Annotated in this window: 20 protein-coding genes and 1 pseudogene; 12 read left to right on the top strand and 9 right to left on the bottom strand. The window is 73.0% G+C overall.

The annotated features are described in order from the left end of the window. The first annotated feature begins 13 nt into the window (after window positions 1–13). From BU197_RS22495 to BU197_RS22475, 5 genes are all read left to right on the top strand, one after another. A complete protein-coding gene (locus BU197_RS22495; protein WP_188270122.1) occupies window positions 14–2,608 on the top strand; it encodes a hypothetical protein in 2,595 nt (864 codons plus the stop codon). A gap of 132 nt (window positions 2,609–2,740) precedes the next feature. Beyond that, window positions 2,741–3,712, top strand: a complete 972-nt coding sequence (locus tag BU197_RS22490) for a substrate-binding domain-containing protein (RefSeq protein ID WP_188270121.1) — start codon at window positions 2,741–2,743, stop codon at window positions 3,710–3,712. A 97-nt stretch (window positions 3,713–3,809) separates the two neighbouring features. Beyond that, complete coding sequence (locus BU197_RS22485) at window positions 3,810–5,090, top strand: hypothetical protein (RefSeq protein WP_188270120.1); 1,281 nt, start codon at window positions 3,810–3,812, stop codon at window positions 5,088–5,090. Continuing rightward, the gene (locus tag BU197_RS22480) at window positions 5,087–5,962 is read left to right on the top strand and encodes a sortase (RefSeq protein WP_188270119.1); all 876 of its coding nucleotides are present in this window, start codon (window positions 5,087–5,089) and stop codon (window positions 5,960–5,962) included. The genes BU197_RS22485 and BU197_RS22480 overlap by 4 nt, the downstream gene beginning before the upstream one ends. A 19-nt stretch (window positions 5,963–5,981) precedes the next feature. Continuing rightward, complete coding sequence (locus BU197_RS22475) at window positions 5,982–6,824, top strand: phosphate ABC transporter ATP-binding protein (RefSeq protein ID WP_188270118.1); 843 nt, start codon at window positions 5,982–5,984, stop codon at window positions 6,822–6,824. Between the two features lie 150 nt (window positions 6,825–6,974). On the opposite strand, the gene BU197_RS22470 is transcribed toward BU197_RS22475, so the two are convergent. The 3 genes from BU197_RS22470 to BU197_RS22460 form a co-directional block, all read right to left on the bottom strand. Beyond that, complete coding sequence (locus tag BU197_RS22470) at window positions 6,975–8,627, bottom strand: phospho-sugar mutase (protein WP_188270117.1); 1,653 nt, start codon at window positions 8,625–8,627, stop codon at window positions 6,975–6,977. A 63-nt stretch (window positions 8,628–8,690) separates the two neighbouring features. Further along, entirely contained in the window at window positions 8,691–9,494 is an 804-nt protein-coding gene (locus tag BU197_RS22465; protein ID WP_188270116.1) for a purine-nucleoside phosphorylase, read from the bottom strand. Between the two features lie 196 nt (window positions 9,495–9,690). Further along, a complete protein-coding gene (locus BU197_RS22460) occupies window positions 9,691–10,128 on the bottom strand; it encodes a gamma-glutamylcyclotransferase (protein ID WP_188270115.1) in 438 nt (145 codons plus the stop codon). A 266-nt stretch (window positions 10,129–10,394) separates the two neighbouring features. Between BU197_RS22460 and BU197_RS22455 the strand changes: the two genes are divergently transcribed. Next, entirely contained in the window at window positions 10,395–11,834 is a 1,440-nt protein-coding gene (locus tag BU197_RS22455) for an NAD(P)H-quinone dehydrogenase (protein WP_188270114.1), read from the top strand. 254 nt (window positions 11,835–12,088) lie between these two features. Then, window positions 12,089–13,012, top strand: coding sequence for a DeoR/GlpR family DNA-binding transcription regulator (locus BU197_RS22450; protein WP_188270158.1), 924 nt, complete (start codon window positions 12,089–12,091; stop codon window positions 13,010–13,012). A 36-nt stretch (window positions 13,013–13,048) separates the two neighbouring features. Here the strand turns inward: BU197_RS22450 and BU197_RS22445 are convergent, their stop codons facing one another. After that, window positions 13,049–13,594, bottom strand: coding sequence for a TetR/AcrR family transcriptional regulator (locus BU197_RS22445; protein ID WP_188270113.1), 546 nt, complete (start codon window positions 13,592–13,594; stop codon window positions 13,049–13,051). Window positions 13,595–13,676: 82 nt separating this feature from the next. Further along, entirely contained in the window at window positions 13,677–15,431 is a 1,755-nt protein-coding gene (locus tag BU197_RS22440) for an acetyl/propionyl/methylcrotonyl-CoA carboxylase subunit alpha (RefSeq protein WP_188270112.1), read from the bottom strand. Window positions 15,432–15,803: 372 nt separating this feature from the next. Between BU197_RS22440 and BU197_RS22435 the strand changes: the two genes are divergently transcribed. After that, window positions 15,804–16,247 carry a hypothetical protein gene (locus BU197_RS22435; RefSeq protein ID WP_188270111.1) on the top strand — a complete coding sequence of 148 codons (444 nt, stop codon included), beginning with the start codon at window positions 15,804–15,806 and terminating at the stop codon, window positions 16,245–16,247. A gap of 18 nt (window positions 16,248–16,265) precedes the next feature. Here BU197_RS22435 and BU197_RS22430 read toward each other — a convergent pair whose 3' ends face one another. From BU197_RS22430 to BU197_RS22420, 4 genes are all read right to left on the bottom strand, one after another. Next, entirely contained in the window at window positions 16,266–16,871 is a 606-nt protein-coding gene (locus BU197_RS22430) for a nucleoside triphosphate pyrophosphatase (RefSeq protein WP_188270110.1), read from the bottom strand. Between the two features lie 109 nt (window positions 16,872–16,980). Then, the gene (gene mmpB, locus BU197_RS31100; protein ID WP_262928266.1) at window positions 16,981–17,109 is read right to left on the bottom strand and encodes a morphogenic membrane protein MmpB; all 129 of its coding nucleotides are present in this window, start codon (window positions 17,107–17,109) and stop codon (window positions 16,981–16,983) included. 426 nt (window positions 17,110–17,535) lie between these two features. Further along, a complete protein-coding gene (locus BU197_RS22425; protein WP_188270109.1) occupies window positions 17,536–17,748 on the bottom strand; it encodes an acyl-CoA carboxylase epsilon subunit in 213 nt (70 codons plus the stop codon). An 86-nt stretch (window positions 17,749–17,834) separates the two neighbouring features. Continuing rightward, entirely contained in the window at window positions 17,835–19,427 is a 1,593-nt protein-coding gene (locus tag BU197_RS22420) for an acyl-CoA carboxylase subunit beta (protein WP_188270108.1), read from the bottom strand. A 134-nt stretch (window positions 19,428–19,561) separates the two neighbouring features. Between BU197_RS22420 and BU197_RS22415 the strand changes: the two genes are divergently transcribed. From BU197_RS22415 to BU197_RS22400, 4 genes and pseudogenes are all read left to right on the top strand, one after another. Then, the gene (locus BU197_RS22415) at window positions 19,562–20,413 is read left to right on the top strand and encodes a biotin--[acetyl-CoA-carboxylase] ligase (protein ID WP_188270107.1); all 852 of its coding nucleotides are present in this window, start codon (window positions 19,562–19,564) and stop codon (window positions 20,411–20,413) included. Window positions 20,414–21,107: 694 nt separating this feature from the next. After that, window positions 21,108–22,247 (top strand): adenylate/guanylate cyclase domain-containing protein, encoded by a 1,140-nt coding sequence (locus BU197_RS22410; RefSeq protein ID WP_188270106.1) that lies wholly within the window; start codon window positions 21,108–21,110, stop codon window positions 22,245–22,247. Window positions 22,248–22,642: 395 nt separating this feature from the next. Beyond that, on the top strand, window positions 22,643–23,431 hold the full coding sequence (locus BU197_RS22405) for an enoyl-CoA hydratase/isomerase family protein (protein WP_188270105.1): 789 nt from the start codon (window positions 22,643–22,645) through the stop codon (window positions 23,429–23,431). A 182-nt stretch (window positions 23,432–23,613) separates the two neighbouring features. Next, a pseudogene (locus BU197_RS22400) lies at window positions 23,614–24,711 on the top strand (diguanylate cyclase domain-containing protein); the annotation flags it as partial. Between the last annotated feature and the right edge of the window lie 518 nt (window positions 24,712–25,229).

Here is a 25,229-nt window from a genome sequence, read left to right as displayed (position 1 = left end):
GCGGAACCAGCCCATGAGGACCGCCCGCGCCAGGACGACGGCGGGGCTCGGCGCACTGCTCGCCGCCGTCGTCCTCGCCCTGGTCCCGCTGCCCCGGGAGACCCCCGCGGCGGCGGCCACCGGGCCCGCCCAGAACTCCGCGCTGACCAAGCGCGGCACCAAGGGCCCGTACGACGACTTCTCCTCCCTCGAAGTCACCGTCCACCAGACGAGGAACCTGCGGGCCCAGGGCCTCAAGGTCACCTGGAAGGGCGGGACGCCCACCCAGGGACGCAAGAGCGACTACCTCCAGATCATGCAGTGCTGGGGCGACGACCCGGCCGGACCCGCCCGCGAGCAGTGCCAGTTCGGCGGCGCCGCCACCAGCGGCGGCAACTTCGGCACGCACATCGCCCGGCGCGAACTCCTCGTCGGCACCGACCCGTTGGAGAAGGAGTACGACGAGCTGATCCCCAGCACGGAGTACCCCGGGCAGATGACCAGCCCCTTCGTCCCCTTCCGCCCGGTGACGGGCCCGCAGACGACGAAGACCACCGACTGGACCTACTTCGGCCCCGGCGACACCAACGAGGAGTTCTTCGCCGCCACCCAGGCGGACGGCACCGGAGAGGTCGCCTTCAACCTCCAGACCACCCGGGAAGCCCCCCACCTGGGCTGCGGCGACCCCCTCGGCACCGGCACCGACGCCCAAGGGCGCCGCTGCTGGCTGGTGGTCGTCCCGCGCGGCTCCCACGACCCCGACGGCTCCACCGGAGTGGACCACCGCCCCAACACCTCCCCTTTCACCACCACCAACTGGGACCGGCGGATCGTCTTCCCGCTCGACTTCCTGCCGGTCCGCGAACCCTGCCCCACCGACCGCACCGAGCGGCGCATGACCGGCTCCGAACTCGTCACCGACGCCGTCACCTCCTGGCAGTCGGCGCTCTGCGCCACCGGCAGCACCCGCTTCACCTTCACCCAGCGCGGCGAGGAACTCGCCCGCGGCAACCTCCTCAACCCGACCTCCACCACCCCCGGACTCGCCTTCACCGTCGAGCCCGTCGAAGGCGGCGAGAAAGCCGGCTTCGTACACGCCCCGGTGGCCGTCAGCGCCCTCACCGTCGGCGTCTTCTGGGAGGCCAACGGCATCGGACTCGTCCGGGACCTGAAGCTGAGCCCGCGGCTGCTCGCCAAGCTGCTCACCTCCTCGTACCCGCTCGACGTCCGCTACCTCACCTGGGACAAGCCCGCACCCGACCACCTCAAGGGCAACCCGGACTCCCTCGTCCGCGACCCCGAGTTCCTGGAACTCAACCCGGACTTCGCCCGCGTCCCGCAGGCACCCCAGGTCTACCCGGGCGGCATCCTGCTCTCCGCCGAGCGCTCCGACGCCACCAAAGTCGTCTGGGACTATCTGCGCGGAAACGCGGAATCCCGCGCCTTCCTCGAAGGCAAGCCGGACCCCTGGGGAATGAAGGTCAATCCGAACTTCAAGGACCTCGGACTCGTCACCGAAGGGTCCTACGAATTCCCGAAGGCCGACCCCACCGAGACCGAAATCAAGGTGGGCGAGAAAAGCATCACGTACGGCGCCATCGACCGCTCGCCCTACGCCGTCGATCTGCACGACGCCGCCCGCTGGACCCGGCGCGGTACCAACAACGCCAAATACGAGGCGCTCGACGACCCCACGGCCTCCGGCGGGCTCAAGCTCTCGGGCCCCGAGTACTTCCCCGGCGAGCGCCGCGCCTACGGCCTCACCGACTCCGGCTCCGCCGTCCGCTACCAGCTCCAGACCGCCGCCCTGCCCAACGCGGACGGCACCTACGTCCGGCCCACCACCTCCTCGATGCTGGCGGCGGTCGGCCAGTACAAGGACTCGGCCGTCCCCGGCGTCCTCGCCGCCGACCCGGCCCGCACCCGGGGCGGCGCCTACCCGCTCACCGTGGTGACCTACGCCGCCGCCTCCACTGCCCTGCCCGCCGACGCCCGCAAGGACTACGCGCGCGTGCTCCGGTACGCGGCGGGAGCAGGCCAGAAGCAGGGCACCGCCCCCGGCGAGCTGCCCTACGGCTACGCCCCGCTGCCCGCGAAGCTCAAGGCCCAGACGGTGGCCGCCGCCGACCGGCTGGTCAAGGGCGCGCCGGGCGCACCCGGCCCGGACGACGGGGGCACGACCGGATCCACCGGCTCCACGGGGACCACCGGGACCGGTGGCCCAGGCGGCCAGGACGGCGGTACGACCGGCTCCGCCGGGTCCTCCGGCACGTCCGGCTCCGACGGCTCCTCCGGCGCGGGCTCAGGCTCCGGCGGCTCGGGATCCACCGGCGGCGCGGGCTCCGGCTCCGGCGCGTCCGGCGGCTCCTCCGGCCCGTCCGCCGCCGCCCCGCCGCCCGCCTCCACCGGGGGCGGCAACGGCTCCCCCGGCCCGGTGGGACAGCCCCTCGCGAGCACCGGCAGCACCCCCTCCCAGGTCCTCGGCGTCATCCGGTGGGTCCTGCTCGCCGTCCTCGTCGCGGGCGGTCTCGCGGGCATCGCTGGCCCCGTGGTCCTCGGTATCTCAGGCCGCCGCCGAATTCCCTCGGATTCACCTAGTACAGGAATTCGTAACCTGAAGAGCGGCTGAATGTGGTGGTCGCCGGAGACACCCGTACGGAATTGTTGTCCCCGGCCGGTCGACGGACCGGCCGGATAAAAAATCCGGATTTAGCTTGTGCGTCCATTCCATGACACCCGTTTCCACGCGAGGAGATCAGAAGTGAACGTCAAGTCCCGCGCCCGTGTCGTCGCCGCTCTCGGTACGGCCGCTCTCGGCCTCGGTTTCCTGGCGGCCCCCGCCCAGGCCGACCCCAACCCGATCACCCAGTACCGCACCCTGGCCGGCGTCGGCTCCGACACGACCCAGGACGTCGTGAACGGCCTCGGCAACGTCATCACCAACGCCATCGGCCAGAAGACCGTCGCCTCCTGGGACGCCACCGGCTCCGCCAGTATCAAGACCAAGGCGACCGGCTGTGACCTGACCCGCCCGAACGGCTCCTCGGCGGGCATCGACGCCCTGCGCAACGCCGTGGACACCAACTCCGGCTGCCTCGACTTCGCCCGCTCCTCCCGCGGCCCGGCCGACGTCTCCACCACGGACCTGACCTGGATCCCCTTCGCCAAGGACGCGGTCTCCTGGGCCAAGCGCTCCGACAGCGCGCTGCCCGCCGACCTGACGGTGGCCCAGCTCAAGGGCATCTACGAGTGCTCCATCACGTCCCTCAACGGCGTGGCCCTCACCCCGATCCTGCCGCAGGCCAACTCCGGCACGCGCCAGTTCTTCCTCACCTCCATCGGCGTCACCGCCCCCGGCGCCTGCGTCCAGCAGGGCGTCCAGGAGAACGACGGCACCGTCCTCGACACCGCCGGCGACATCGCCCCCTACTCCGTCGCCCAGTACACGGCGCAGGAGAAGCTCGTCGTCACCGACCGTCGCGGTGCGGCCGTCCTCGGCACCATCGGCACCGTCGCGCCCCGCAACGCCGACAAGACGCTGAACCTCTCCTTCCCCTTCACCCGTGACGTCTACAACGTCGTCCCGACCGCCAAGCTGAGCAACGCCACGATCGCCCAGACCTTCGTCGGCACCTCCTCCAAGGTCTGCGCCGCCTCCACCACGATCGCCAACTACGGCTTCGGCACCCTCGGCACCGCCTGCGGCGCCACCACCGTCACCGGCGAGCGCTAAGCAGCACCGCTCTCCTGACCGCACACCGGCCGGGCACCCCCCAGGTGCCCGGCCCCACGGCGTACCCGATCCGCTACCGACCCCCCGGGGGACCCGCATGAACCGCCCCGCACCACTGCGCCCGCCCGTGGCGCTGCTCACCGCGCTCGCCCTGTTCTGCGGCGCCCTCGCCGCCGTCCTCGCGCTGGCCGTCCCCGCCAAGGCGGTCACCGTGCACGGCACGTTCACCCTCAAGGGAGGATCGGGCTCCGCCACCACCAAGCCCTTCGCCACCGGGGTCACCACCCCCGCCGCCTGCCCCGCCCCGGCCGACCCCGCCAAGCCCTACGTCAAGGCCCTGCTCGCCGCCGTCAGCCCCGACAACGCCGAGCAGATCGTCAACCTGGCCGTCACCACCGCCGGGGACCCGCTCAGCGGCGGCCCCTTCACCCGCTCCTTCGACACCGCCGCCGACTACGGCACCCTCCAGGACCGGCTCGCCGAACTGCGCGGCGGCGGCCCCGTCGACGGCCGCTACGAGCTGCGCCTGTACTGCCGTACCGCGCACGGCGCGGAGACGGCCGACTACTTCTCCGCGATGATCGAGGTCACCGGCACCAGCTGGGCCCCCATCGCCCAGATGACCACCGTCACCGAGGTCGTCTCCGAGCCCGCCGCCCCCACCGCGGGGGGACAGGCCAAGCTCACCGCCACCGTCCAGCCCCGGGACGCGGCCGGCACGGTCACCTTCCAGAAGTTCGTCAACGAGGAACTCATCGACATCGCCACCGTGCCCGTCGCCGCGGGCAAGGCCGAGACCACCCTCACCGGACTGACCGTCACCGGCGACGAGGGCCTGCCCATCCTCGCCACCTTCACCCCCACCGCCCCCGAGGCCCACACCGGCTCCTTCTTCGTCTTCACCCTGTACGTGACCGAGGCGGGCCCCGAGCCCACCGGCACCACCCCCACCGGCACCACCGCGCCCACCCCCACCGGCACCGCCACCACGGCCCCCACCGGCGGCCCCACCGACACGCCCACGGACCCCACCGACGAGCCGACCGACGAGCCCACCGACACCCCCGAGCCCACCGGCACCGACGGGCCGACCCCGACCCCGACCGCGACCGGCGACTCCGCCACCTCGGGCGACACCACCGGCGGCTCGGCCTCCGGCTCCGGCTCCTCCGGCTCGGACACGGGCTCGGGCTCCTCCGGTTCCTCCGGTGACGGCGGCAGCACCTCCGGCGGCTCCGGCACCCACGGCGGCTCCGGCTCCCTCGCCGCGACCGGCGCCACCGTCACCTCCGCCGCCCTCGGTTCCCTCGCCCTCGTCCTCCTCGGCGCGGCGGCCGTCGTCCAGACCCGACGCCGCAAGGGCGGCGCCCGCCCGTGACCACCGCACCGCCACCCACCGCCCCCCGCGCCGGGCTCGCCCTGGCCGGGGCGGCGCTGTGCGTTCTCGCCGCGCTGCTCATCGGCTTCGCCGCCAACCTCACCGTCGTCGGCCACCTCCAGCACGCCCGCGACCAGGCCACCGCCTACGACGACCTGCGCGAGCAACTCGCCCTCGGCACCGCCCCGGTCGGCCAGCTCACCTACGACGGCAAGCCCCTCGAACCCGGCGCCCCCGTCGCCCTCCTGCGCATCCCCGCCCTCGGACTGCGCGAGGTCGTCGCCGAAGGCACCACCTCCCAGGTCCTCATGTCGGGACCCGGCCACCGCCGCGACACCGCCCTGCCGGGCCAGGCCGGAGCCAGCGTCCTCATGGGCCGCAAATGGGGCTACGGCAGCCCCTTCAACGACGTGCACCGGCTGCCCAGGGGCGCCCGCATCGACATCACCACCGGGCAGGGCGAGGCCGTCTACGAGGTCACCGGAGTCCGCCGCCCCGGCGACCCCAACCCGGCCCCCCTCGCCCAGGGCGAAGGACGCCTCACCCTGATGACCGCGACCGGCGGCGCGTACACCCCCGAGGACGTCCTCCGCGTCGACGCCAAGCTCGTCGGCACCCCCCAGCCCAGCCCCGTCCGGCCCCTGCGCCCCGGCTGGATCACCGCCGCGGAGAAGCCCCTCGCGGGCGAGTCCGACGCCTGGCCGCGGATCTTCCTCGGCACCCAGGGCCTCCTCGCCGCCGCCCTGCTCACCGTCCTCGCCCGCCGCCGCTGGGGAGCCCGCCAGACCTGGGTCACCGCCGTGCCCGTCCTCGCGGCCCTCGGCGTCCTCGTCTCCGGCGAACTGACCCGGCTCCTCCCCAACCTCCTCTGAACCCCGCGGAGTCCACACGATGACCGATCTCGCCGACACCGTCACCCTGCCGCCCGTGCCCGCCGGAGCCCCGGCCGCCGCCTCGCGGGCCGCCGCCCTCGAAGCCGAGGCCGTCTCCGCCTGGTTCGGCGACCGCAAGGTCCTCGACCGGGTCTCCCTCGCCATGCCCGCCCGCGAGGTCACCGCCCTCATCGGCCCCTCCGGCTGCGGCAAGTCGACCTTCCTGCGCATCCTCAACCGGATGCACGAACTCACCGGCACCGCCTCCCTCGCCGGCCGGGTCCTCCTCGACGGCGCCGACATCTACGACCGCGGCCGCCGCATCACCCACGCCCGCCGCGAGATCGGCATGGTCTTCCAGAAGCCCAACCCGTTCCCCGCCATGTCCCTCTACGAGAACGTCCTCGCCGGTCTCAAGCTCGGCGGCATCCGCGCGGGCAAGGACGCCAAGGACGACCTCGTCGAGGAGTGCCTCACCAAGGCCGGACTCTGGCGCGAGGTCAAGGACCGGCTGCGGCAGCCCGGCGGGGCGCTCTCCGGCGGTCAGCAGCAGCGCCTGTGCATCGCCCGCTCCCTCGCCGTCCGGCCCCGTGTCCTGCTCATGGACGAGCCCTGCTCCGCCCTCGACCCGACCTCCACCCGGCGCGTCGAGGAGACCATCGCCGAGCTGAAGTCCGAGGTCACGGTCGTCATCGTCACCCACAACATGCAGCAGGCCGCCCGGGTCTCCGACTCCTGCGCCTTCTTCCTCGCCGAACAGGGCACCCCCGGCGCCATCGTCGAACACGGCCCCACCGCCACCGTCTTCAACTCCCCGGTCGACCCCCGCACCGCCGACTACGTCAACGGCCGCTTCGGCTGACCCGCACGACGCCCGCGCGAGGGCCCGCGCCCGTCCCTCGTACCGCCCGGGTTCACCCGCCCGGCCGCATGCGCCCGGGGGAAGCAGGTACGCCGGTGGGGTCGGTGGGAAGCACGCTTCCCACCGACCCCACCGGACGGTTCGGACGGTTCAGAGCCCGGCCGCCGCCGACAGATCGCGCTTGAGGGCCACCAGCAGCTCCGCCGCCTTCGTACGCGCCGGAGCGAGGTCGTCCGCCGAGGCGACCGGCACCACGACCTCCAGATAGCACTTGATCTTGGGTTCCGTACCGCTCGGGCGGACGATCACCCGGGCCCGGTAGTCGCCCTCCAGGTGGTAGCGCAGTCCGTCCGTCGGCGGCAGCGACTCCGTGCCCTTCGCCAGGTCCTCCGCCGAGACCACGCCCAGACCGGCGAGCGAGACCGGCGGACGGGCCCGCAGCGCCGCCATCGCGTCCGCGATGACGGACAGGTCCTCGACCCGCACCGACAGCTGGTCGGTGGCGTGCAGCCCGTGCTCCACCGCGAGGTCGTCGAGCAGATCGGACAGGGTCCGGCCCTGCTCCTTCAGGACCGAGGCCAGCTCGGTGACGAGCAGCGCCGCCGTGATGCCGTCCTTGTCGCGTACGCCCCCGGGGTCGACGCAGTACCCCAGCGCCTCCTCGTAGCCGTACCGCAGCCCCTCGACGCGGGCGATCCACTTGAAGCCGGTCAGCGTCTCCTCGTGGCCCAGGCCCGCCGCCCGCGCGATCCGGCCGAGCAGCGAGGAGGAGACGATCGACTCGGCGAACACCCCGGTCACACCCCGGCGCACCAGGTGCGCGGCGAGCAGCGCGCCCACCTCGTCGCCCCGGAGCATCCGCCAGCCGCCGGTGACGGAGGCGTCGGGGACGGCCACCGCGCAGCGGTCGGCGTCCGGGTCGTTGGCGATCACCAGATCGGGGTCCACGGCCCTGGCCGCCTCGAAGGCGAGGTCCATGGCGCCCGGCTCCTCCGGGTTGGGGAAGGCGACCGTGGGGAAGTCCGGGTCCGGTTCGGCCTGTGCGGCGACCAGGGCGGGCGGCGGGAAGCCGTGCCGGGCGAACGCGGCCGTCAGGACGTCCTTGCCGACGCCGTGCATCGCCGTGTAGACGGTCCGCGCGGTGCGGGGGGAGCCGGGGGTGAGGACGGCGTCCGTACGCTCCAGATAGGCGTCGAGGACCTCGTCGCCGAGGGTCTCCCAGCCGGACTCCGGGCGGGGCACGTCGTGCAGCGAGCGCACGGCGGCGATCTCGGCGGCGATCTCCGCGTCGGCGGGCGGCACGATCTGCGAGCCGTCGCCCAGGTAGACCTTGTAGCCGTTGTCGCGCGGCGGGTTGTGGCTCGCGGTCACCTCGACGCCCGCGACCGCGCCCAGATGCCTTATGGCGTACGCCAGGACGGGCGTCGGCAGCGGGCGGGGCAGCAGCGTGGCGCGCAGCCCCGCGCCGGTCATCACGGCGGCGGTGTCCCGGGCGAAGTCGGCGGACTTGTGGCGGGCGTCGTAGCCGATGACGACGAGACCGCCCTCCTCGCCCTTGGCCTTGAGGTACGCGGCGAGCCCGGCGGCGGCCCGGATGACCACCGAGCGGTTCATCCGCGTCGGCCCGGCGCCCAGCTCGCCCCGGAGCCCGGCGGTGCCGAACTGGAGGGTGCCCGCGAACCGCGCGGCCAGCTCGTCGCCCGCACCCGCCTCCAGGAGCGCGGCCAGCTCCGCACGGGTCTCCGGGTCGGGGTCCTCGGCGAGCCAGGCGTGGGCCCGGGTGAGGAGATCGTCCTGCGTCACGGTGTGCCTTTCGAGGGGGTGCGGCCGGTGGTGGGGGGCCGCCGCGCGGCGGCCCCCCGAGGGTCAGACGCGGGCCAGGACCCGGGTCAGCAGTTCGCCCATCCGGGCCGCCGAGTCGCGGCCGGCCTGGAGGACCTCCTCGTGGTTCAGCGGCTCGCCGGAGAGGCCCGCCGCCAGATTGGTGACCAGGGAGATGCCCAGGACCTCGGCGCCCGCCTCGCGGGCGGCGATGGCCTCAAGGACGGTGGACATGCCGACGAGGTCGCCGCCCAGGACGCGGACCATGCCGATCTCGGCGGGGGTCTCGTAGTGCGGCCCGGGGAACTGGACGTAGACGCCCTCCTCCAGGCTCGCGTCGACCTCCTTGCACAGCGCGCGCAGCCGCGGCGAGTACAGGTCGGTGAGGTCGACGAAGTTCGCGCCGACGATCGGGGAGGCGGCCGTCAGGTTGATGTGGTCGCTGATCAGGACGGGCTGGCCGGGGCGCATGCCCTCGCGCAGACCGCCGCAGCCGTTGGTCAGGATGACCGTGGAGCAGCCCGCGGCCACGGCGGTGCGGACGCCGTGGGCGACGGAGGCGACGCCCCGGCCCTCGTAGAAGTGGGTGCGGCCGAGGAAGACGAGGGCGCGCTTCTCACCGATCTTGTACGAGCGGACCCGGCCGCCGTGGCCCTCGACGGCGGGCGGCGGGAAACCGGGCAGCTCGGTGACGGGGAACTCGGCCTCGGGCTCGCCGAGCGCGTCGGCGGCGGGCGCCCAGCCCGAGCCCATGACCAGGACGACGTCGTGCTTCTCGGCACCGGTCAGCTCGCGCAGGCGCGCGGCTGCGGCCTCGGCGGCCTCGTACGGGGTGGCAGTTGCGTTCACTGACTCTCTCGCCTCGGGGAGGGGGTCCGAGGCGGGGCCCCGGACGGATTTGTTACCCGCAGCAGCGTATCCGCTGGATGCCTACGCGCGTAGATGACGATGCCGACGATCACCGGATCGTTGTGTTGTCGTTTCCGACGAAAAGGGCAGGCGGGGGAGGTTCGCGGCACCGCCCCGGCGGGCGGCGCGCCCCGGCTCAGCAGGGGCGCTTGCGCAGTTCCATCACGTAGTCGTGGGGCGCGCCCGCCGACTCGGCGGCGTCGGCGATCTCGCCGAGGTACCGTGCGGACGGCAGCCCGCCCTCGTAGGCGTTGAGCACGTAGACCCAGGCGGGCTCGTCGCCGTCCAGGGTGTGCACCCGGATCCGCATCCGCCGGTAGATGTCGAGGCCGACGCCCTCCCAGCGGTCCATGGAGTCCTCGTCCATCGGGGCGATGTCGTAGAGCGCCACGAAGACCTGGGACCGGGGGGCCTCCACGAGGGTGGGGAGCGCCCCCTCCCAGCCCAGCTGTTCGCCGCCGAAGGTCAGCCGCCAGCCGTTGAGCCAGCCGGTGCCCCGCAGCGGGGAGTGCGGTGCGCGGCGGCTCATCAGCCGTGCGTCGAGGTTGCCGGCGAACGCGGCGTAGAGCGACATGGGACCGAGGGTACGGGAGGGGGCGGGGTGACCGTCGGAGCGTGCGGCGCCGGGTCCCGGGGCGCCCGTCGGGGGGTGCGGCACCGGTCCCGGGGGCCGTGCGCGGGCGGCCGTCGCCGTCCGGTCGGCAGGGGCCGACGTGAGGCGGCGGCGGGCGTGCGCGACAATGGGGTACGCACTTGAAGCGTGCGGGACAATGGCGTACGCACTGCAATCCCAGCAGGGGGGACCCCCCGGCAGAACGAGAGCGCGAGGCGTAGATCCCAGTGACCCGGATCGTGATCATCGGCGGCGGACCCGGCGGATACGAGGCGGCCCTGGTGGGCGCCCAACTCGGCGCGGAGGTGACCGTCGTCGACTGCGACGGCCTCGGCGGCGCGTCCGTCCTGACCGACTGCGTCCCCTCCAAGACCCTGATCGCCACGGCCGAGGTGATGACCACCTTCGACTCCTCCTACGAGGAACTCGGCATCATCGTGGCGGACGACACCCCGCCCGTCGAGCAGGCGGCCCGTGTCGTCGGCGTCGACCTCGGCAAGGTCAACCGACGGGTGAAGCGGCTCGCGCTCGCCCAGTCGCACGACATCACCGCCTCGGTGACCCGGGCCGGTGCCCGGGTGCTGCGCGGCCGGGGCCGGCTCTCGGGCCGGCAGGCCGTGGACGGCTCCCGCCAGGTGATCGTCACCGCCGCCGACGGCACCGAGGAGACGCTGACGGCGGACGCCGTGCTGATCGCGACCGGCGCCCACCCGCGCGAGGTGCCCGACGCCAAGCCGGACGGCGAGCGCATTCTGAACTGGACCCAGGTCTACGACCTCGGGGAGCTGCCCGAGGAGCTGATCGTGGTCGGCTCCGGCGTCACCGGCGCCGAGTTCGCCGGTGCCTACCAGGCGCTGGGCTCCCGGGTCACCCTGGTCTCCTCCCGCGACCGGGTGCTGCCGGGCGAGGACCCGGACGCGGCGGCGGTCCTTGAGGACGTCTTCCGGCGCCGGGGCATGAACGTCATGGCCCGCTCGCGCGCCGAGTCCGCCAAGCGGGTCGGCGACCGGGTCGAGGTCACCCTCTCGGACGGCCGGGTCATCTCCGGCACGCACTGTCTGATGGCCGTCGGCGCGATCCCGAACTCGGCCGGGATGGGCCTGGAGGAGGCCGGGGTCAGGGTGAAGGACTCCGGTCACATCTGGACCGACAAGGTCTCCCGCACCACCGCCCCCGGGGTGTACGCCGCCGGTGACGTCACCGGTGTCTTCGCGCTCGCCTCGGTCGCCGCCATGCAGGGCCGCATCGCGATGTACCACTTCCTGGGCGACGCGGTGGCCCCGCTCGACCTGAAGACGGTCTCGTCGAACGTCTTCACCGACCCCGAGATCGCCACCGTCGGCTACACCCAGGCGGACGTGGACTCCGGGAAGATCGACGCCCGGGTCGTCAAGCTGCCGCTGCTGCGCAACCCGCGCGCGAAGATGCAGGGCATCCGGGACGGCTTCGTCAAGATCTTCTGCCGTCCGGGCACCGGCATCGTCGTCGGCGGCTGTGTCGTCGCGCCCAAGGCGAGCGAACTGATCCATCCGATCTCGATCGCGGTCGACAACAATCTGACGGTCGAACAGATCGCAAACGCTTTCACGGTGTACCCCTCCCTGTCGGGTTCGATCGCGGAAGTGGCACGGCAGTTGCACACCCGGAAGTCCGCGGGCGAGGTCTGACCCCCTCGGGCCCGCCGCTCCCGCCCAGAGGAGCGACGGGCCGAACGGACAACCCCCGGCAAGGCGGGGCATAGCCCCGCCGTGCGCCGCCCTCGAACGGCCGAGAGCGGCGCACGGCGGGGTCTCCCATATCACTTGGAGGCCCCGTCTGTGTGTATCTTCTGCAATCTGGTGCAAAGCGCAGAAATTTCTCGCCCGGTCACGTTACTGTCAGTTTCGTGTTCGCTGCAGAACGTCGCCAGTTGATCCTTGAAATGGTGCGAGCCAACGGAGCCGTGTCGCTCCGGGAGCTCGCCCGCGTCGTCCAGACCTCGGAAGTGACCGTACGGAGGGACGTACGGGCACTGGAGGCAGAAGGACTCCTCGACCGCCGCCACGGCGGTGCCGTATTGCCGGGCGGCTTCACCCGGGAATCCGGTTTCCCCCAGAAATCCCATCTCGCGACCGCGGAGAAGACCGCGATCGCCGATCTCGCCGCGAGCCTGGTCGACGAGGGCGAGGCCATCGTCGTCGGCGCCGGGACCACCACCCAGGAGCTGGCCCGCAGACTGGCCCGGGTGCCCGGTCTCACCGTGGTCACCAACTCGCTGCTCGTCGCCCAGGCCCTGGCCCATGCCAACCGGGTCGAGGTCGTCATGACCGGGGGCACCCTGCGCGGCTCCAACTACGCCCTGGTGGGCAGTGGTGCCGAGCAGTCCCTCCAGGGCCTCAGGGTCTCGCGTGCCTTCCTCTCGGGCAGCGGTCTCACCGCCGAGCGCGGGCTCTCCACCTCCAACATGCTCTCCGCGAGCGTGGACAGGGCCCTGGTGCAGGCGGCGGCCGAGGTGGTGGTCCTCGCCGACCACACCAAGCTCGGCGCCGACACCATGTTCCAGACCGTGCCCACGGACGTCATCACCCGGCTGGTCACCGACGAGCCGCCCGTCCACGACGACCGGGCCGCCGGTGAACTCCAGGCCCTCGCCGACCAGGGCGTCCAGATCGCCGTCGCGGGCACCGGAGCCGGTGGCGTCGGGGGCGGCGACCCGGTTCCCCCGGGCGCCCGCCCCCGGCGTGACATGCCGCTTCCGGTCCAGCGCGGGCGGATCGTGGCCGGTCAGTACCGGGTGCCGGGCGGAGGCATGGCCGCCGAGACCCTGGAGCGCCCGGCGCGGGTCTCCGATCTGCGACGCCGTTGAAGGCCCTCGGCCCAGCCGCGACGCCGCCGAAGGACCTCAGTCCTTGATGCCCCGCAGAGTCAGCGCGAGCAGACGGTCCGCCAGCTCCCCGTCCTCCGGGCACTGTTCGGCCGCCAGCGCGATCGCGTTGGTCAGCTGCATCAGATCGCCGATCGACACGTCCGCCCGCACCTGACCCGCTTCCCTGGCCCGCCCGAGCAGCCGCTCACCCGCCGCGCGCAAGGGGTCGCTGCACCCCGCGAGCGCCGAACTCCGGTCGTGCGAGGCGGACATCAGCGCGTGTGCGAGGCCCCGGTACTCGCCCGCGTGCGCCACGAGGGCCCGCAGCCACTCCACCAGGGCCCGGCACGGCTCCGCCGACTCCGTCAGCTCGGCCGAGCGGTGCAGCAGCGCCCCCAGCGCCTCCTGGAAGACCGCGTTCAGCAGATCGGCCCGGGTGGGGAAGTGGCGGTACAGGGTGCCGATGCCCACGCCCGCCCGGCGCGCGATCTCCTCCAGGGGCGCATCGGTGCCCTGCCCGGCGAAAGCGGCACGGGCCTCGGTGAGCAGGCGCTCGTGGTTGCGGCGTGCGTCGGCTCGCATGGCGCTGCGGGTCCCTCCCCTCGACGAAGGGCCCGCAGGCGGCTGCCTGCGGGCCCTTCGTCACCGTACTCGGTGCGACGTCTCAGCTCTTGATGTCGCAGATGGTGGCGCCCGAGGTCACCGACGCGCCGACCTCGGCGGTCAGGCCCTTGACGGTGCCCGCGCGGTGCGCGTTCAGCGGCTGCTCCATCTTCATGGCCTCCAGGACGACGATCAGATCGCCTTCCTTGACCTCCTGGCCCTCCTCGACCGCCACCTTCACGATCGTGCCCTGCATCGGGGAGGCGAGGGTGTCGCCGGAGGCCGCCGGGCCGGACTTCTTCGCCGCGCGGCGTTTCGGCTTCGCGCCGGCCGCCAGACCCGTACGGGCGAGCGTCATGCCGAGTGAGGACGGCAGGGAGACCTCAAGGCGTTTGCCGCCGACCTCGACGACGATCGTCTCGCGGCCCGTCTCGTCCTCGTCGGTGTCGGTACCGGCCGGGGCGAAGGGCTTGATCTCGTTGACGAACTCCGTCTCGATCCACCGGGTGTGGACGCGGAACGGGTCGGCGGTGAAGTCCGGGTCGACCACGACGGCCTGGTGGAACGGGATCGCCGTCGCCATGCCCTCGACCTTGAACTCGGCCAGGGCGCGAGCGGCGCGCTGGAGCGCCTGTTCACGGGTGGCGCCGGTGACGATCAGCTTGGCGAGGAGCGAGTCCCACGCCGGGCCGATCACGCTGCCGGTCTCGACGCCCGCGTCGAGGCGGACGCCGGGGCCGGTGGGCGGGGCGAAAAGGGTGACGGTGCCGGGCGCGGGCAGGAAACCGCGGCCCGGGTCCTCGCCGTTGATACGGAACTCGAAGGAGTGACCCCGGATCTCCGGGTCGCCGTAGCCCAGCTCCTCGCCGTCGGCGATCCGGAACATCTCACGGACCAGGTCGAGACCGGTGACCTCCTCGGTGACCGGGTGTTCGACCTGGAGACGGGTGTTGACCTCCAGGAAGGAGATCGTGCCGTCCGTGCCGACGAGGAACTCCACCGTTCCGGCGCCGACGTAACCGGCCTCCCGCAGGATCGCCTTCGACGCCGCGTACAGCTGTACGTTCTGCTCGGCCGTCAGGAACGGCGCGGGGGCCTCCTCGACCAGCTTCTGGTGACGGCGCTGGAGCGAGCAGTCACGCGTGGACACGACGACCACGTTGCCGTGGGAGTCGGCCAGGCACTGCGTCTCCACATGCCGCGGCTTGTCCAGGTAGCGCTCCACGAAGCACTCACCCCGCCCGAAGGCCGCGACGGCCTCGCGGACCGCGGAGTCGTACAGCTCGGGGACCTCTTCCAGCGTCCGGGCCACCTTCAGACCACGCCCGCCGCCGCCGAACGCCGCCTTGATCGCGATCGGCAGGCCGTGCTGCTCCGCGAAGGCCACGACCTCGTCCGCACCCGACACCGGGTCGGGGGTGCCCGCGACCAGCGGAGCGCCGGCACGCTGGGCGATGTGACGGGCGGCGACCTTGTCACCCAGATCACGGATGGCCTGCGGCGGCGGACCGATCCAGGTGAGACCGGCGTCGAGGACCGCCTGGGCGAACTCGGCGTTCTCCGACAGGAAGCCGTACCCGGGGTGGATCGCGTCGGCACCCGAGTCCTTGGCCGCCTGGAGGACCTTAGCCATGTCCAGATAACTGGTCGCCGGAGTGTCACCGCCCAGAGCGAACGCCTCATCGGCCGCCCGGACGTGCAGGGCGTCCCGGTCAGGCTCGGCATACACGGCCACGCTGCCGATACCGGCGTCACGACACGCCCGCGCCACACGAACAGCGATTTCGCCACGGTTGGCGATGAGCACCTTGCGCACGATGGCTCCCTCCTTGAAACAAGCTGAGTTTAGGGACTGCCGACACGGACTTTCGACCCGTCCCCAGTGGTGAGCTTGCCCACACGGAGCGTGACCTCGGGCCTGCTCGGGTCGTGAATTCCCTTGTCGCACCACGGTACGCAGGGTTCCTTTACGGCACAGTAGCTCCGAGGTGTGGCGCAGGTCTCTGTCCGTGAGGCCAGTTGCCTTTCCCGATTCTTTGTCGGGTCTCCACGAATGCCCTGGTGATTCTTTGCGAAGCGGACCGGCGCTGCCGGGCCCGTGCGAACCCTTGTCCAGAGAATTACCGGCCAGTAGCCTGCGCGCTGTCGAACGTACTGCCGGTAACAGGTGAACACAGGGGGTGGCCGCATGGCCCGCAGACCGATCGCTCTCGTCACGGCACTGGTCCTGCTCCTCGAAGCGCCCGGTGTCGTCGCGGTCAACGCGGTGATGGCCCGGTTCGTCAAGGCCCAGTCGATGTCCCTCGGCGGGCTCGACCCCGCGGCGACGCACACCGGCACCTGGGCCCTCGGCATCGCCTCCGGCGCCGCCCTCGCGCTCTGCGCCCTCGTCGCCCTCGTCGCGGGCATCCGCGACCGCCGCCCCGGACGCCTCGGCCGGACCCTCCTCGTCGGCTGCGCCCTCGCCCACGGACTGCTCGGCGCGCTCGCCGTGGCCCTCCTCGGCTGGGGCGTCTTCGCCTTCCTGGTGGGCGTCCTCGGCCTGATCGTCCTCACCCTGGTGGCGTACGGCAAGGAGGCCGAGGAGTCGGAGTCGGAGGAGGAGCGGGGCGCGGCGAGCGCGGCGGCCTGACGGCCCGGGGCCGGTGGCTCAGGCCCAGAGGTCCGTGATCCGCACGTCCAGCTTCGCGAGCAGCTTCCGCAGCAGCGGCAGGGACAGGCCGATCACATTGCCCGGGTCCCCGTCGATGCCGTCGATGAACGGCGCCGAGCGCCCGTCCAGGGTGAACGCGCCCGCCACGTGCAGCGGCTCGCCGCTGGCCACGTACGCGGCGATCTCCTCGTCCGTCGGCTCACCGAAGCGGACCACGGTGGAGGCGGTCGCCGACTCGTAGCGCTTGGTGGCCGTGTCGTAGACGCAGTGCCCCGTCTGGAGGACGCCGACGCGCCCGCGCATCGCCTTCCAGCGGGCGACGGCCTCCTCGGCGTCGGCGGGCTTGCCGAGCGCCTTCTTGTCGAGTTCGAGGACCGAGTCGCAGCCGATGACCAGCGCACCGGCGGCCTCGGGCCGGGCGGCCACATGGGCGGCCTTCGCCTCCGCGAGGGCGAGTGCCAGCTCCGCCGGGGTCGGCGCGTGCGTCGCGTCCTCGTCGACCCCGCTGACGATCACCTCGGGAGCGAGACCGGCCTGCCGGAGCAGCCCGAGCCGGGCGGGGGAGGCGGAAGCGAGCACGACACGGCGCGGATGAGCAGTCATGGGGGAAGCGTAGCCAGTACGGGAGGGGGCCGCCGCCGGTCGGGGGAGGGGGACCGTGCCGTCGGGGGAGCGGTGACCGGGGTCGCCGGGGGCCGGATCCTCCCGCGGCTCAGCGCGCGCTGGCCACGACCATGCCCACCACCATCGCCAGCGCGAGCAGCACGCCCGAGCGACGGAGCATCGCCTGCATGTCACGGAGGAACTTCGGCGGCTGATTCTTCGGGTCGGACCACAGCATGCCTCCGATCCTGAGGGCGGGACGGCCGGGACGCCTGAGTACGGATACTCAAGCGCCTGGCACCGGGGGACTACGCGGCACACCACGACGGGCCACACACGGGAGACCGGCCTGCCCTGCGGGAAAGACCGGACCCTTGCGCGTGAGGGACGGGACCCTCGCTCGGGGGAGGCCGGACCCTCGCACGTGAGGGACGGAACCCTCGCGCACGGAAGGCCGGACCCTCGCACGTCGATGGCCGGACCCTCGCGCGGAAGTCAGAGCCCTCGCGCAGGGAATGCCGAACCCCCCGCGCGAAAGGCCCAACCCTCGCGCACCGAAGGCAGAGCCCGTGCACACCAAAGGCCGGACCCCGCGCACGGAAGGCCGGGCCCCCGCGCGCGGCGGCCCGGCCTTCCCTCCGCCCGTCCGGGACGGGCGAGGCGGTCACACCGGCCAGTACGTCCTCGCCCAGGCCTTCGGGCCCGGCCGTTGCCGTACCGAGCGGGCGATGCGGGAGGGGTCCGACCATCCCTCCGGCGCGGCCGGGGCGCCGCTTCGGGCGGCGGCGGCGGCCACCGCCGCCGCCCGTGCCTGGACCACCGCGAGCGCGGCGGCCAACTCCTCCGGCGTCGGGTTTCCCCGTACGACCCTGATCATGTCGTCTCCTCCGGTCCGGACCACGTAAGGCCCTCCACGGCCGCCCACAGCCCTCTGCGACTGCCCACAGCCGTCCACAGCCGTCTCTACAGCGGGATGTTCCCGTGCTTCTTCGGGGGCAGGGATTCCCGCTTCGTCCGCAGCTGACGCAGCCCCTTCACGATCTGCGGGCGCGTGTCCGAGGGCAGGATCACCCCGTCGACGTAACCGCGCTCGGCGGCCGTGTACGGATTGAGCAGGGTGTCCTCGTACTCCTGGATCAGCCGTGCCCGCTCCGCCTCCTGGTCCTCGGCCGCCGCGATCGTCCTGCGGTGCAGGATGTTCACCGCTCCCTGCGCGCCCATCACCGCGATCTGCGCCGTCGGCCACGCCAGGTTCAGATCAGCGCCCAGGTGCTTGGAGCCCATGACGTCGTACGCGCCGCCGAACGCCTTCCGCGTGATCACCGTGATCAGCGGCACCGTGGCCTCCGCGTACGCGTAGATCAGCTTCGCGCCGCGCCGGATGATCCCGCCGTACTCCTGGTCCACGCCCGGCAGGAAGCCCGGCACGTCCACGAAGGTGAGGACAGGGATGTTGAACGCGTCGCAGGTGCGCACGAACCGCGCCGCCTTCTCGCTCGCGTCGATGTCCAGACAGCCCGCGAACTGCATCGGCTGATTGGCGACGACCCCCACGGGGAAGCCCTCGACCCGCCCGAAACCGGTCAGGATGTTCGGCGCGAAGAGCGACTGCGTCTCCAGGAACTCGCCGTCGTCGAGGACGTGCTCGATCACCTGGTGCATGTCGTACGGCTGGTTCGCCGAGTCCGGGATGAGCGTGTCGAGCTCGCGGTCCTCGTCCGTCGCCTCGGTCTCCGCGACCTCGGGGAACGCGGGCGGCTCCGAGAGGTTGTTCGAGGGCAGGTACGACAGGAGGGACTTCACGTACTCGACGGCGTCCTTCTCGTCGCCCGCCAGATGATGGGCCACGCCCGAGGTCGCGTTGTGCGTCCGGGCCCCGCCCAGCTCCTCGAAGCCCACGTCCTCGCCGGTCACCGTCTTGATCACATCGGGACCCGTGATGAACATGTGCGAGGTCTGGTCCACCATCACCGTGAAGTCGGTGATCGCGGGCGAGTACACCGCCCCGCCCGCGCACGGGCCGACGACCAGCGAGATCTGCGGGATCACCCCGGAGGCATGGGTGTTGCGGCGGAAGATCTCGCCGTACATCCCGAGCGCGCTCACCCCCTCCTGAATGCGCGCGCCGCCCGAGTCGTTGATCCCGACGACCGGGCAGCCCGTCTTCAGGGCGAAGTCCATCAACTTGATGATCTTCTGGCCGTACGTCTCGCCCAGCGCGCCGCCGAAGACCGTGAAGTCCTGCGAGAACACCGCCACCGGACGCCCGTCGACCGTGCCGTAGCCGGTGACGACCCCGTCGCCGTACGGACGGTTCTTCTCCAGACCGAAATTGGTCGACCGGTGCCGGGCCAGCTCGTCCAGCTCCACGAACGAGCCCTCGTCGAGCAGCAGGGCGATCCGCTCACGCGCGGTCAGCTTGCCCTTCGCGTGCTGCTTCTCCACCGCGCGCTCCGAGCCGGCGTGGGTGGCCTCCCCGATCCGGCGCCTCAGATCCGCGATCTTGCCCGCGGTCGTGTGAATGTCGATCTCGTACTGCTCTGCCGGCTCGGACATCGGGATGCGGCTCCCTGCCTGGTCACGGTGGATTCGTGGACGACGAATGGGCTACTGCTTGGCTACTGGGCCGTAGCGTAGCGACGCCGGTACCGTTCGGCACTGCGGTGTTTGCCACACCTAGTCTGGCTTGCATGACTCCCTCCCAGGACTCCGGCGGACGCTGGTCCGACCTCGACCGGCCCCCGCTCAACGCCCCCGCCCTGCGCCGCGGACTCCTCCGGCCCGACGGACTGTGGACCTCGCTCGACGTGGTCGCCACCACCGGATCGACCAACAGCGACCTCGCCGCCCGCGCGGGCGGACTGCCCGAGGGCGCGATCCTCGTCGCCGAGGAGCAGAGCGCGGCCCGCGGCCGCCTCGACCGTGCCTGGACGGCGCCCGCCCGCTCCGGGATCTTCGTCTCCGTCCTCGTCAAGCCCCCGGTCCCGGTCGAGCGCTGGGGCTGGCTCCCGCTGCTCACCGGTGTGGCCGTGGCGACTGGACTCGCCCGCTCCGCCGGGGTCGACATGTCCCTCAAGTGGCCTAACGACCTGCTGGTCACCGTCGAAGGCGAGGAGCGCAAGACCGGCGGCATCCTCGCCGAACGCGCCGGTGAGGACGGTGTCGTCATCGGCTGCGGCATCAACGTCTCCCTGCGCGCCGACGAACTCCCCGTCCCCCGCGCGGGCTCCCTCCTCCTCGCCGGAGCCGTCTCCACCGACCGCGACACCCTCCTGCGGGCCGTCCTGCGCTCCTTCGCCCAGTGGTACGAGGAGTGGGTACGCGCCGACGGCGACCCCGTGGCCTCCGGCCTCCAGGCGGCCTACACGGCGGGCTGCGCCACCCTCGGCCGCCGGGTCAGGGTCGAGCTGCCGGGCGAGCGGATGCTGGAGGGCGAGGCCGTCACCCTCGACGACGACGGCCGGATCGTGGTCGCCACGGAGGGCGGCGGCACGGAGGCGGTGGCAGCGGGGGACATCGTCCATCTGCGGACACCGGCGTAGGGACGAACACCGGCGCAGGGCGGGCAGCGACGTGGGGCCACCGGTGTAGGGGGGGACTTACGTAGGGGGACTTACGTAGGGCGGACACCGGCGCAGGGCGGGCGTCGGGGCCGGGACGGGCTTCGGGAACGGGACGGGCGGCGGGGCCGGGCGGGAAGGGCGTCGGGGCCGGGCGGGACGGGCTTCAGAAACGGGGCGGCCTTCGGGCGCGGGGCGGGCTTCCGAGGCCCGGCTGTGCTTTCCGGTGCCGGGCTCGCGAGAACCGGCCGACCTTCTCCGGGGCGGTACGGGCTCCCGGGACCGGAGCCGGGGGCTTTCACGGGCCGGTACGGGCTCTCGCGGGCCGGGGCCATGGGTTCTCGCGGGCCGGGACCACGGGTTTTCACGGGCCGGTACGGGCTCTCGGCGTAGGGTCGTGGGCTTTCCTGTGCCGGGTCCTCAAGTCCGTCCGGGCGGGCTTCGGGTGGTGGGTCCCAGGGCCCGGCCGGCCCTTCCGGGGCGGGCTCCCCGGGCCGGGCGAGTCCCTTCCCGCCCCGCCCGCCCCAGACGCCCCCTCCTGGCCCCCTGGCCTGTCCACAGGGCGGAACGCCTCGCCGTTCGGGCGTGAGCCATTCCACACCTGCCGTATCGTGGAGCGCGATCCAGGCGACAGATCGGCAGGACAAGTGGGCAGGGAACGGGCAGGAGGCGGCCGGTGACCGTCGACGACGCGAACGCGGGCGGCGGACCACAGTCCTCCGCGTACCCGACCCCTCACCACGAGGTCGACCACACGGCGGAGCCGAGCGACGACCCCCTCGCGATCCGCCTCGAACAGCTCATCATCGGCGCGGACCGCCGCTACACCCCCTTCCAGGCCGCCCGCACCGCCGGTGTCTCCATGGAACTGGCCTCCCGCTTCTGGCGCGCCATGGGCTTCGCCGACATCGGCCAGGCCAAGGCCCTCACCGAGGCAGACGTCCTCGCCCTGCGGCGGCTCGCCGGACTCGTCGAGGCAGGACTACTCAGCGAACCGATGGCCGTCCAGGTCGCCCGCTCCACCGGCCAGACCACCGCCCGGCTGGCCGAATGGCAGATCGACTCCTTCCTCGAAGGCCTCACCGAGCCGCCCGAGCCCGGCATGACCCGCACCGAGGTCACGTACCCCCTGATCGAGCTGCTCCTGCCCGAGCTGGAGGAGTTCCTGATCTACGTGTGGCGGCGCCAGCTCGCCGCCGCCACCGGCCGGGTCGTGCAGGCGGCCGACGACGAGGAGATGGTCGACCGGCGGCTCGCCGTCGGCTTCGCCGACCTCGTCGGCTTCACCCGGCTCACCCGTCGCCTGGAGGAGGAGGAACTCGGCGAACTCGTCGAGGCCTTCGAGACCACCTGCGCGGACCTGGTCGCCGCGCACGGCGGCCGGCTGATCAAGACCCTCGGCGACGAGGTGCTGTACTGCGCCGACGACGCAGGGACCGCCGCCGAGATCGCGCTGCGCCTGATCGAGACCCTCGGGCACGACGAGACGATGCCCGCGCTGCGGGTCGGCATCGCGTTCGGCACGGTCACGACCCGGATGGGCGATGTCTTCGGCACCACCGTGAACCTCGCCAGCCGGCTCACCTCGATAGCGCCGAAGGACGCCGTCCTCGTCGACGGCGCGCTCGCCGAGGAGCTGTCCAGGACGGGGGAGGCGCCCGTCTCGGAGACGGAGGCCGCCGAGGAGGCCGTCCGCGCCGCCGAGGAGGGCCGCGAGGCCACCACGTACCGCTTCGCGCTCCAGCCCATGTGGCAGCGCCCGGTCCGAGGCCTCGGCGTCGTCGAACCCTGGCTCCTGAGCCGCCGCCCCACCTAGGCCGTCTCTTCCGGATCTTGCCTGGCCCGCGCCGCCCGGCACCGCACCTCGCCACGTTGTCGAGGCACCCGGGTACGCCCAGTACCCGGCAGCCTCTCCGCCTTGCGATGCACGGCACCGGACGACGCGGGCCTGACCGGCAGGATCCGGAAGAGACGACCTAGACCGTCTCTTCCGGATCCCGCCTGGCCCGCGCCGCCCGGCACCGCACCTCGCCGCGTTGTCGAGGCACCCGGGTGCGTCCCGTACGCGGCAGCCTCTCCGCCTGGCCGTCCACCGCACCGGACGTCGCGGACTTTCCGGCCCTGATCCGCCGGGCAGGCCCTAGGATCACTGGCGAACACGCGTTAACAGCCGTTAACGCGCGGGCCATGGGTTCGGGAGGGTGTGCGGTCATGTCCGAGCAGCGTTTCGGTGAGTTCGTGGTGGTCAGGAAGGACGGTTACGTCGCCGAGCTGGTCCTTGACCGGCCCAAGGCGATGAACGCCGTCTCCTCGGAGATGGCCCGCTCCCTCGGGGCCGCCTGTACGGCGCTCGCCGCCGACCCCTCCGTCCGCGTCACCGCCCTCACCTCCTCGAACGACCGGGCCTTCTGCGTCGGCGCCGACCTCAAGGAGCGCAACTCCTTCACCGACGCCGAGCTGGTCCGGCAGCGCCCGACCGCCCGCGCCGCCTACACCGGCGTCCTGGAGCTGCCCATGCCGACGGTGGCCGCCGTGCACGGCTTCGCCCTCGGCGGCGGCTTCGAGCTGGCCCTCTCCTGCGATGTGATCGTGGCCGACGCGACCGCCGTGGTCGGCCTCCCCGAGGTCTCCGTCGGAGTCATCCCCGGCGGCGGCGGTACGCAGCTGCTGCCGCGCCGGGTGGGGGCGGCGCGCGCAGCCGAGCTGATCTTCACGGCCCGCAGGGTGGCGGCGGAGGAGGCCCGTGAGCTGGGCCTGGTCGACCTGCTCGCGGAGGACGCGCGGACCGGCGCGCTCGAACTCGCGGGACGGATCGCGGTCAACTCGCCGGTCGGTCTGCGCTCGGCGAAGAAGGCGATGAGGCTCGGCCAGGGCCTGGACCTGCGGGCGGGCCTGGAAGTCGAGGACGCGGCCTGGCGTGCCACGGCCTTCTCGGGCGACCGCGCCGAGGGCGTGGCGGCCTTCAACGAGAAGCGGAAGCCGGAGTGGCCGGGGGAGTGAGGCGCGGGAGCGAGCCGGGTGCGGGCGCCGGGCTCGACCGGGGGCGTCGGGGGTGAGTTCCGGTCTCGGCCGGGGTGTCGGGCGTGGGAACCGGCCCCCGGTCGTACTTTTCTGCACACTTGTTATTACATAACGTGACGTTTCGCGGAGGAAAACGGATCAAACGTACCTAAGCTGGAGGAATGGGTGAGGATGGGCGGCTGCGGGCCGTGGTGGCGCTGGCGCAGAGGATGACCTCGGCGCAGACTCCGCGCGAGTTCTGGCGGGCGGCGGCGCTCGGTGCCTGCGAGGGGCTCGACGGCGGATTCGCCGCCCTCTCCGTCTGGCAGCGGGACCACGGGCGCCTCAAGGTCCTGGTGAACGCGGGAGAGCGGGCCGAGGGCGAGGAGGAGTTCCCGGACGCGGAGACGTACCCGGTGCACCAGTTCCCCGAGATCACCGAGTTCCTGCACGAGCGGTGGGCGGGCGGCGGCGAGCCGGACGCCTGGGTGGAGACGGTCGCCGATCCGGTGCGGACCAGCCGGGTGGAGGGCCTGCGGCGGCGGGGGAGGGGCAGCTGCGTCGTGGCCCCGATCGTGCTCCACGGGCGGGCCTGGGGCGAGCTGTACGTGGCCAGGCCCCTGGAGGAGAAACCTTTCACCCGCGAGGACGCGGGCTTCGCCACCGTCCTCGCGGCGGTCGTCGCCGCCGGGATCATCCAGGCCGAGCGGCTGGAGGAGGTCCGCAAACTGGCCTTCACCGACCCGCTGACCGGGCTCGCCAACCGGCGGGCCGTCGACGCGCGCCTCGACGAGGCGGTCGAGCGCTACCGGGCGGACGGCTCCGTCGTGAGCCTGGTGGTCTGCGACCTCAACGGCCTCAAGCGGGTCAACGACACCCATGGGCACGCGGTCGGCGACCGGCTCCTCGAACGTTTCGGCTCGGTCCTCTCCCGCTGCGGCGCGAAGCTCCCCGGCGCCCTCGTGGCCCGGCTGGGCGGCGACGAGTTCTGTCTGCTGACGGTCGGACCGTCGGCGGACGAGGTGGTCGCGGTGGCGGAGGAGGTCTGCGAGCGGGCGGCGGAACTGGAGCTGGGCGAGGGCGTGGCCTGCGGAGTCGCCTCCACCGGCGACCCCATCGGCCCCCTCAGGTCCGCCCGCCGCCTCTTCCGCCTCGCCGACGCGGCCCAGTACCAGGCGAAGGCGGCCCGCTCGGGCCGTCCGGTGGTGGCGGGCCGCGACGGCACGGTCATCCGCCTCGCGGACGCCCCCCCGAACGCCCGGGACCGCCGCCGCTTCCGAGACGCCCCGGCGATCCTTCCCTTGCCGGTGGATCCGGAGCCTGAGTCTGGGCCTGAGCAGGGGCCGGGGCCGGGGCAGGGGCAGGGGCCGGAGCCCAGGGAGCCGTCGGGCGCGGTGGCGGGGCCGAGGCCGGTGATGGACGCGGATCCGACGGCGGACCCGGGGCCGGCCACGGGCGCGGACCCGACGGCAGACTCGGGGGCGACGGCGGGCCCGAGGCCGGTGATGGACGCGGACCCGACAGCAGACTCGGGGGCGACGGCGGGCGCGAGGCCGGTCATGGACGCGGATCCGACGGCCGACCCGACGGCCGGTCCGGTGGCCGATCCGACGGCCGACCCGGACACGGACCCGCGACCGGCCACCGGACCGGACCCCGAGCGGACGCCCCGCTCGGGCGGGAAGCCGGGCCGGGCGGCGGAGGGTGGCTGAGAGCGGCGCCCCCGCCGGGCGCTCGCGCCCGGGGCGCGCATCGGGCATCAGGCCCATCCGCCCAGCCCCGCCCGGCGCCCCGGCAC

This window comes from Streptomyces sp. CBMA291 (assembly GCF_014596525.1).
In the GTDB taxonomy this organism is placed as follows: domain Bacteria; phylum Actinomycetota; class Actinomycetes; order Streptomycetales; family Streptomycetaceae; genus Streptomyces.
This window is presented reverse-complemented; position numbering and strand designations above follow the sequence as displayed.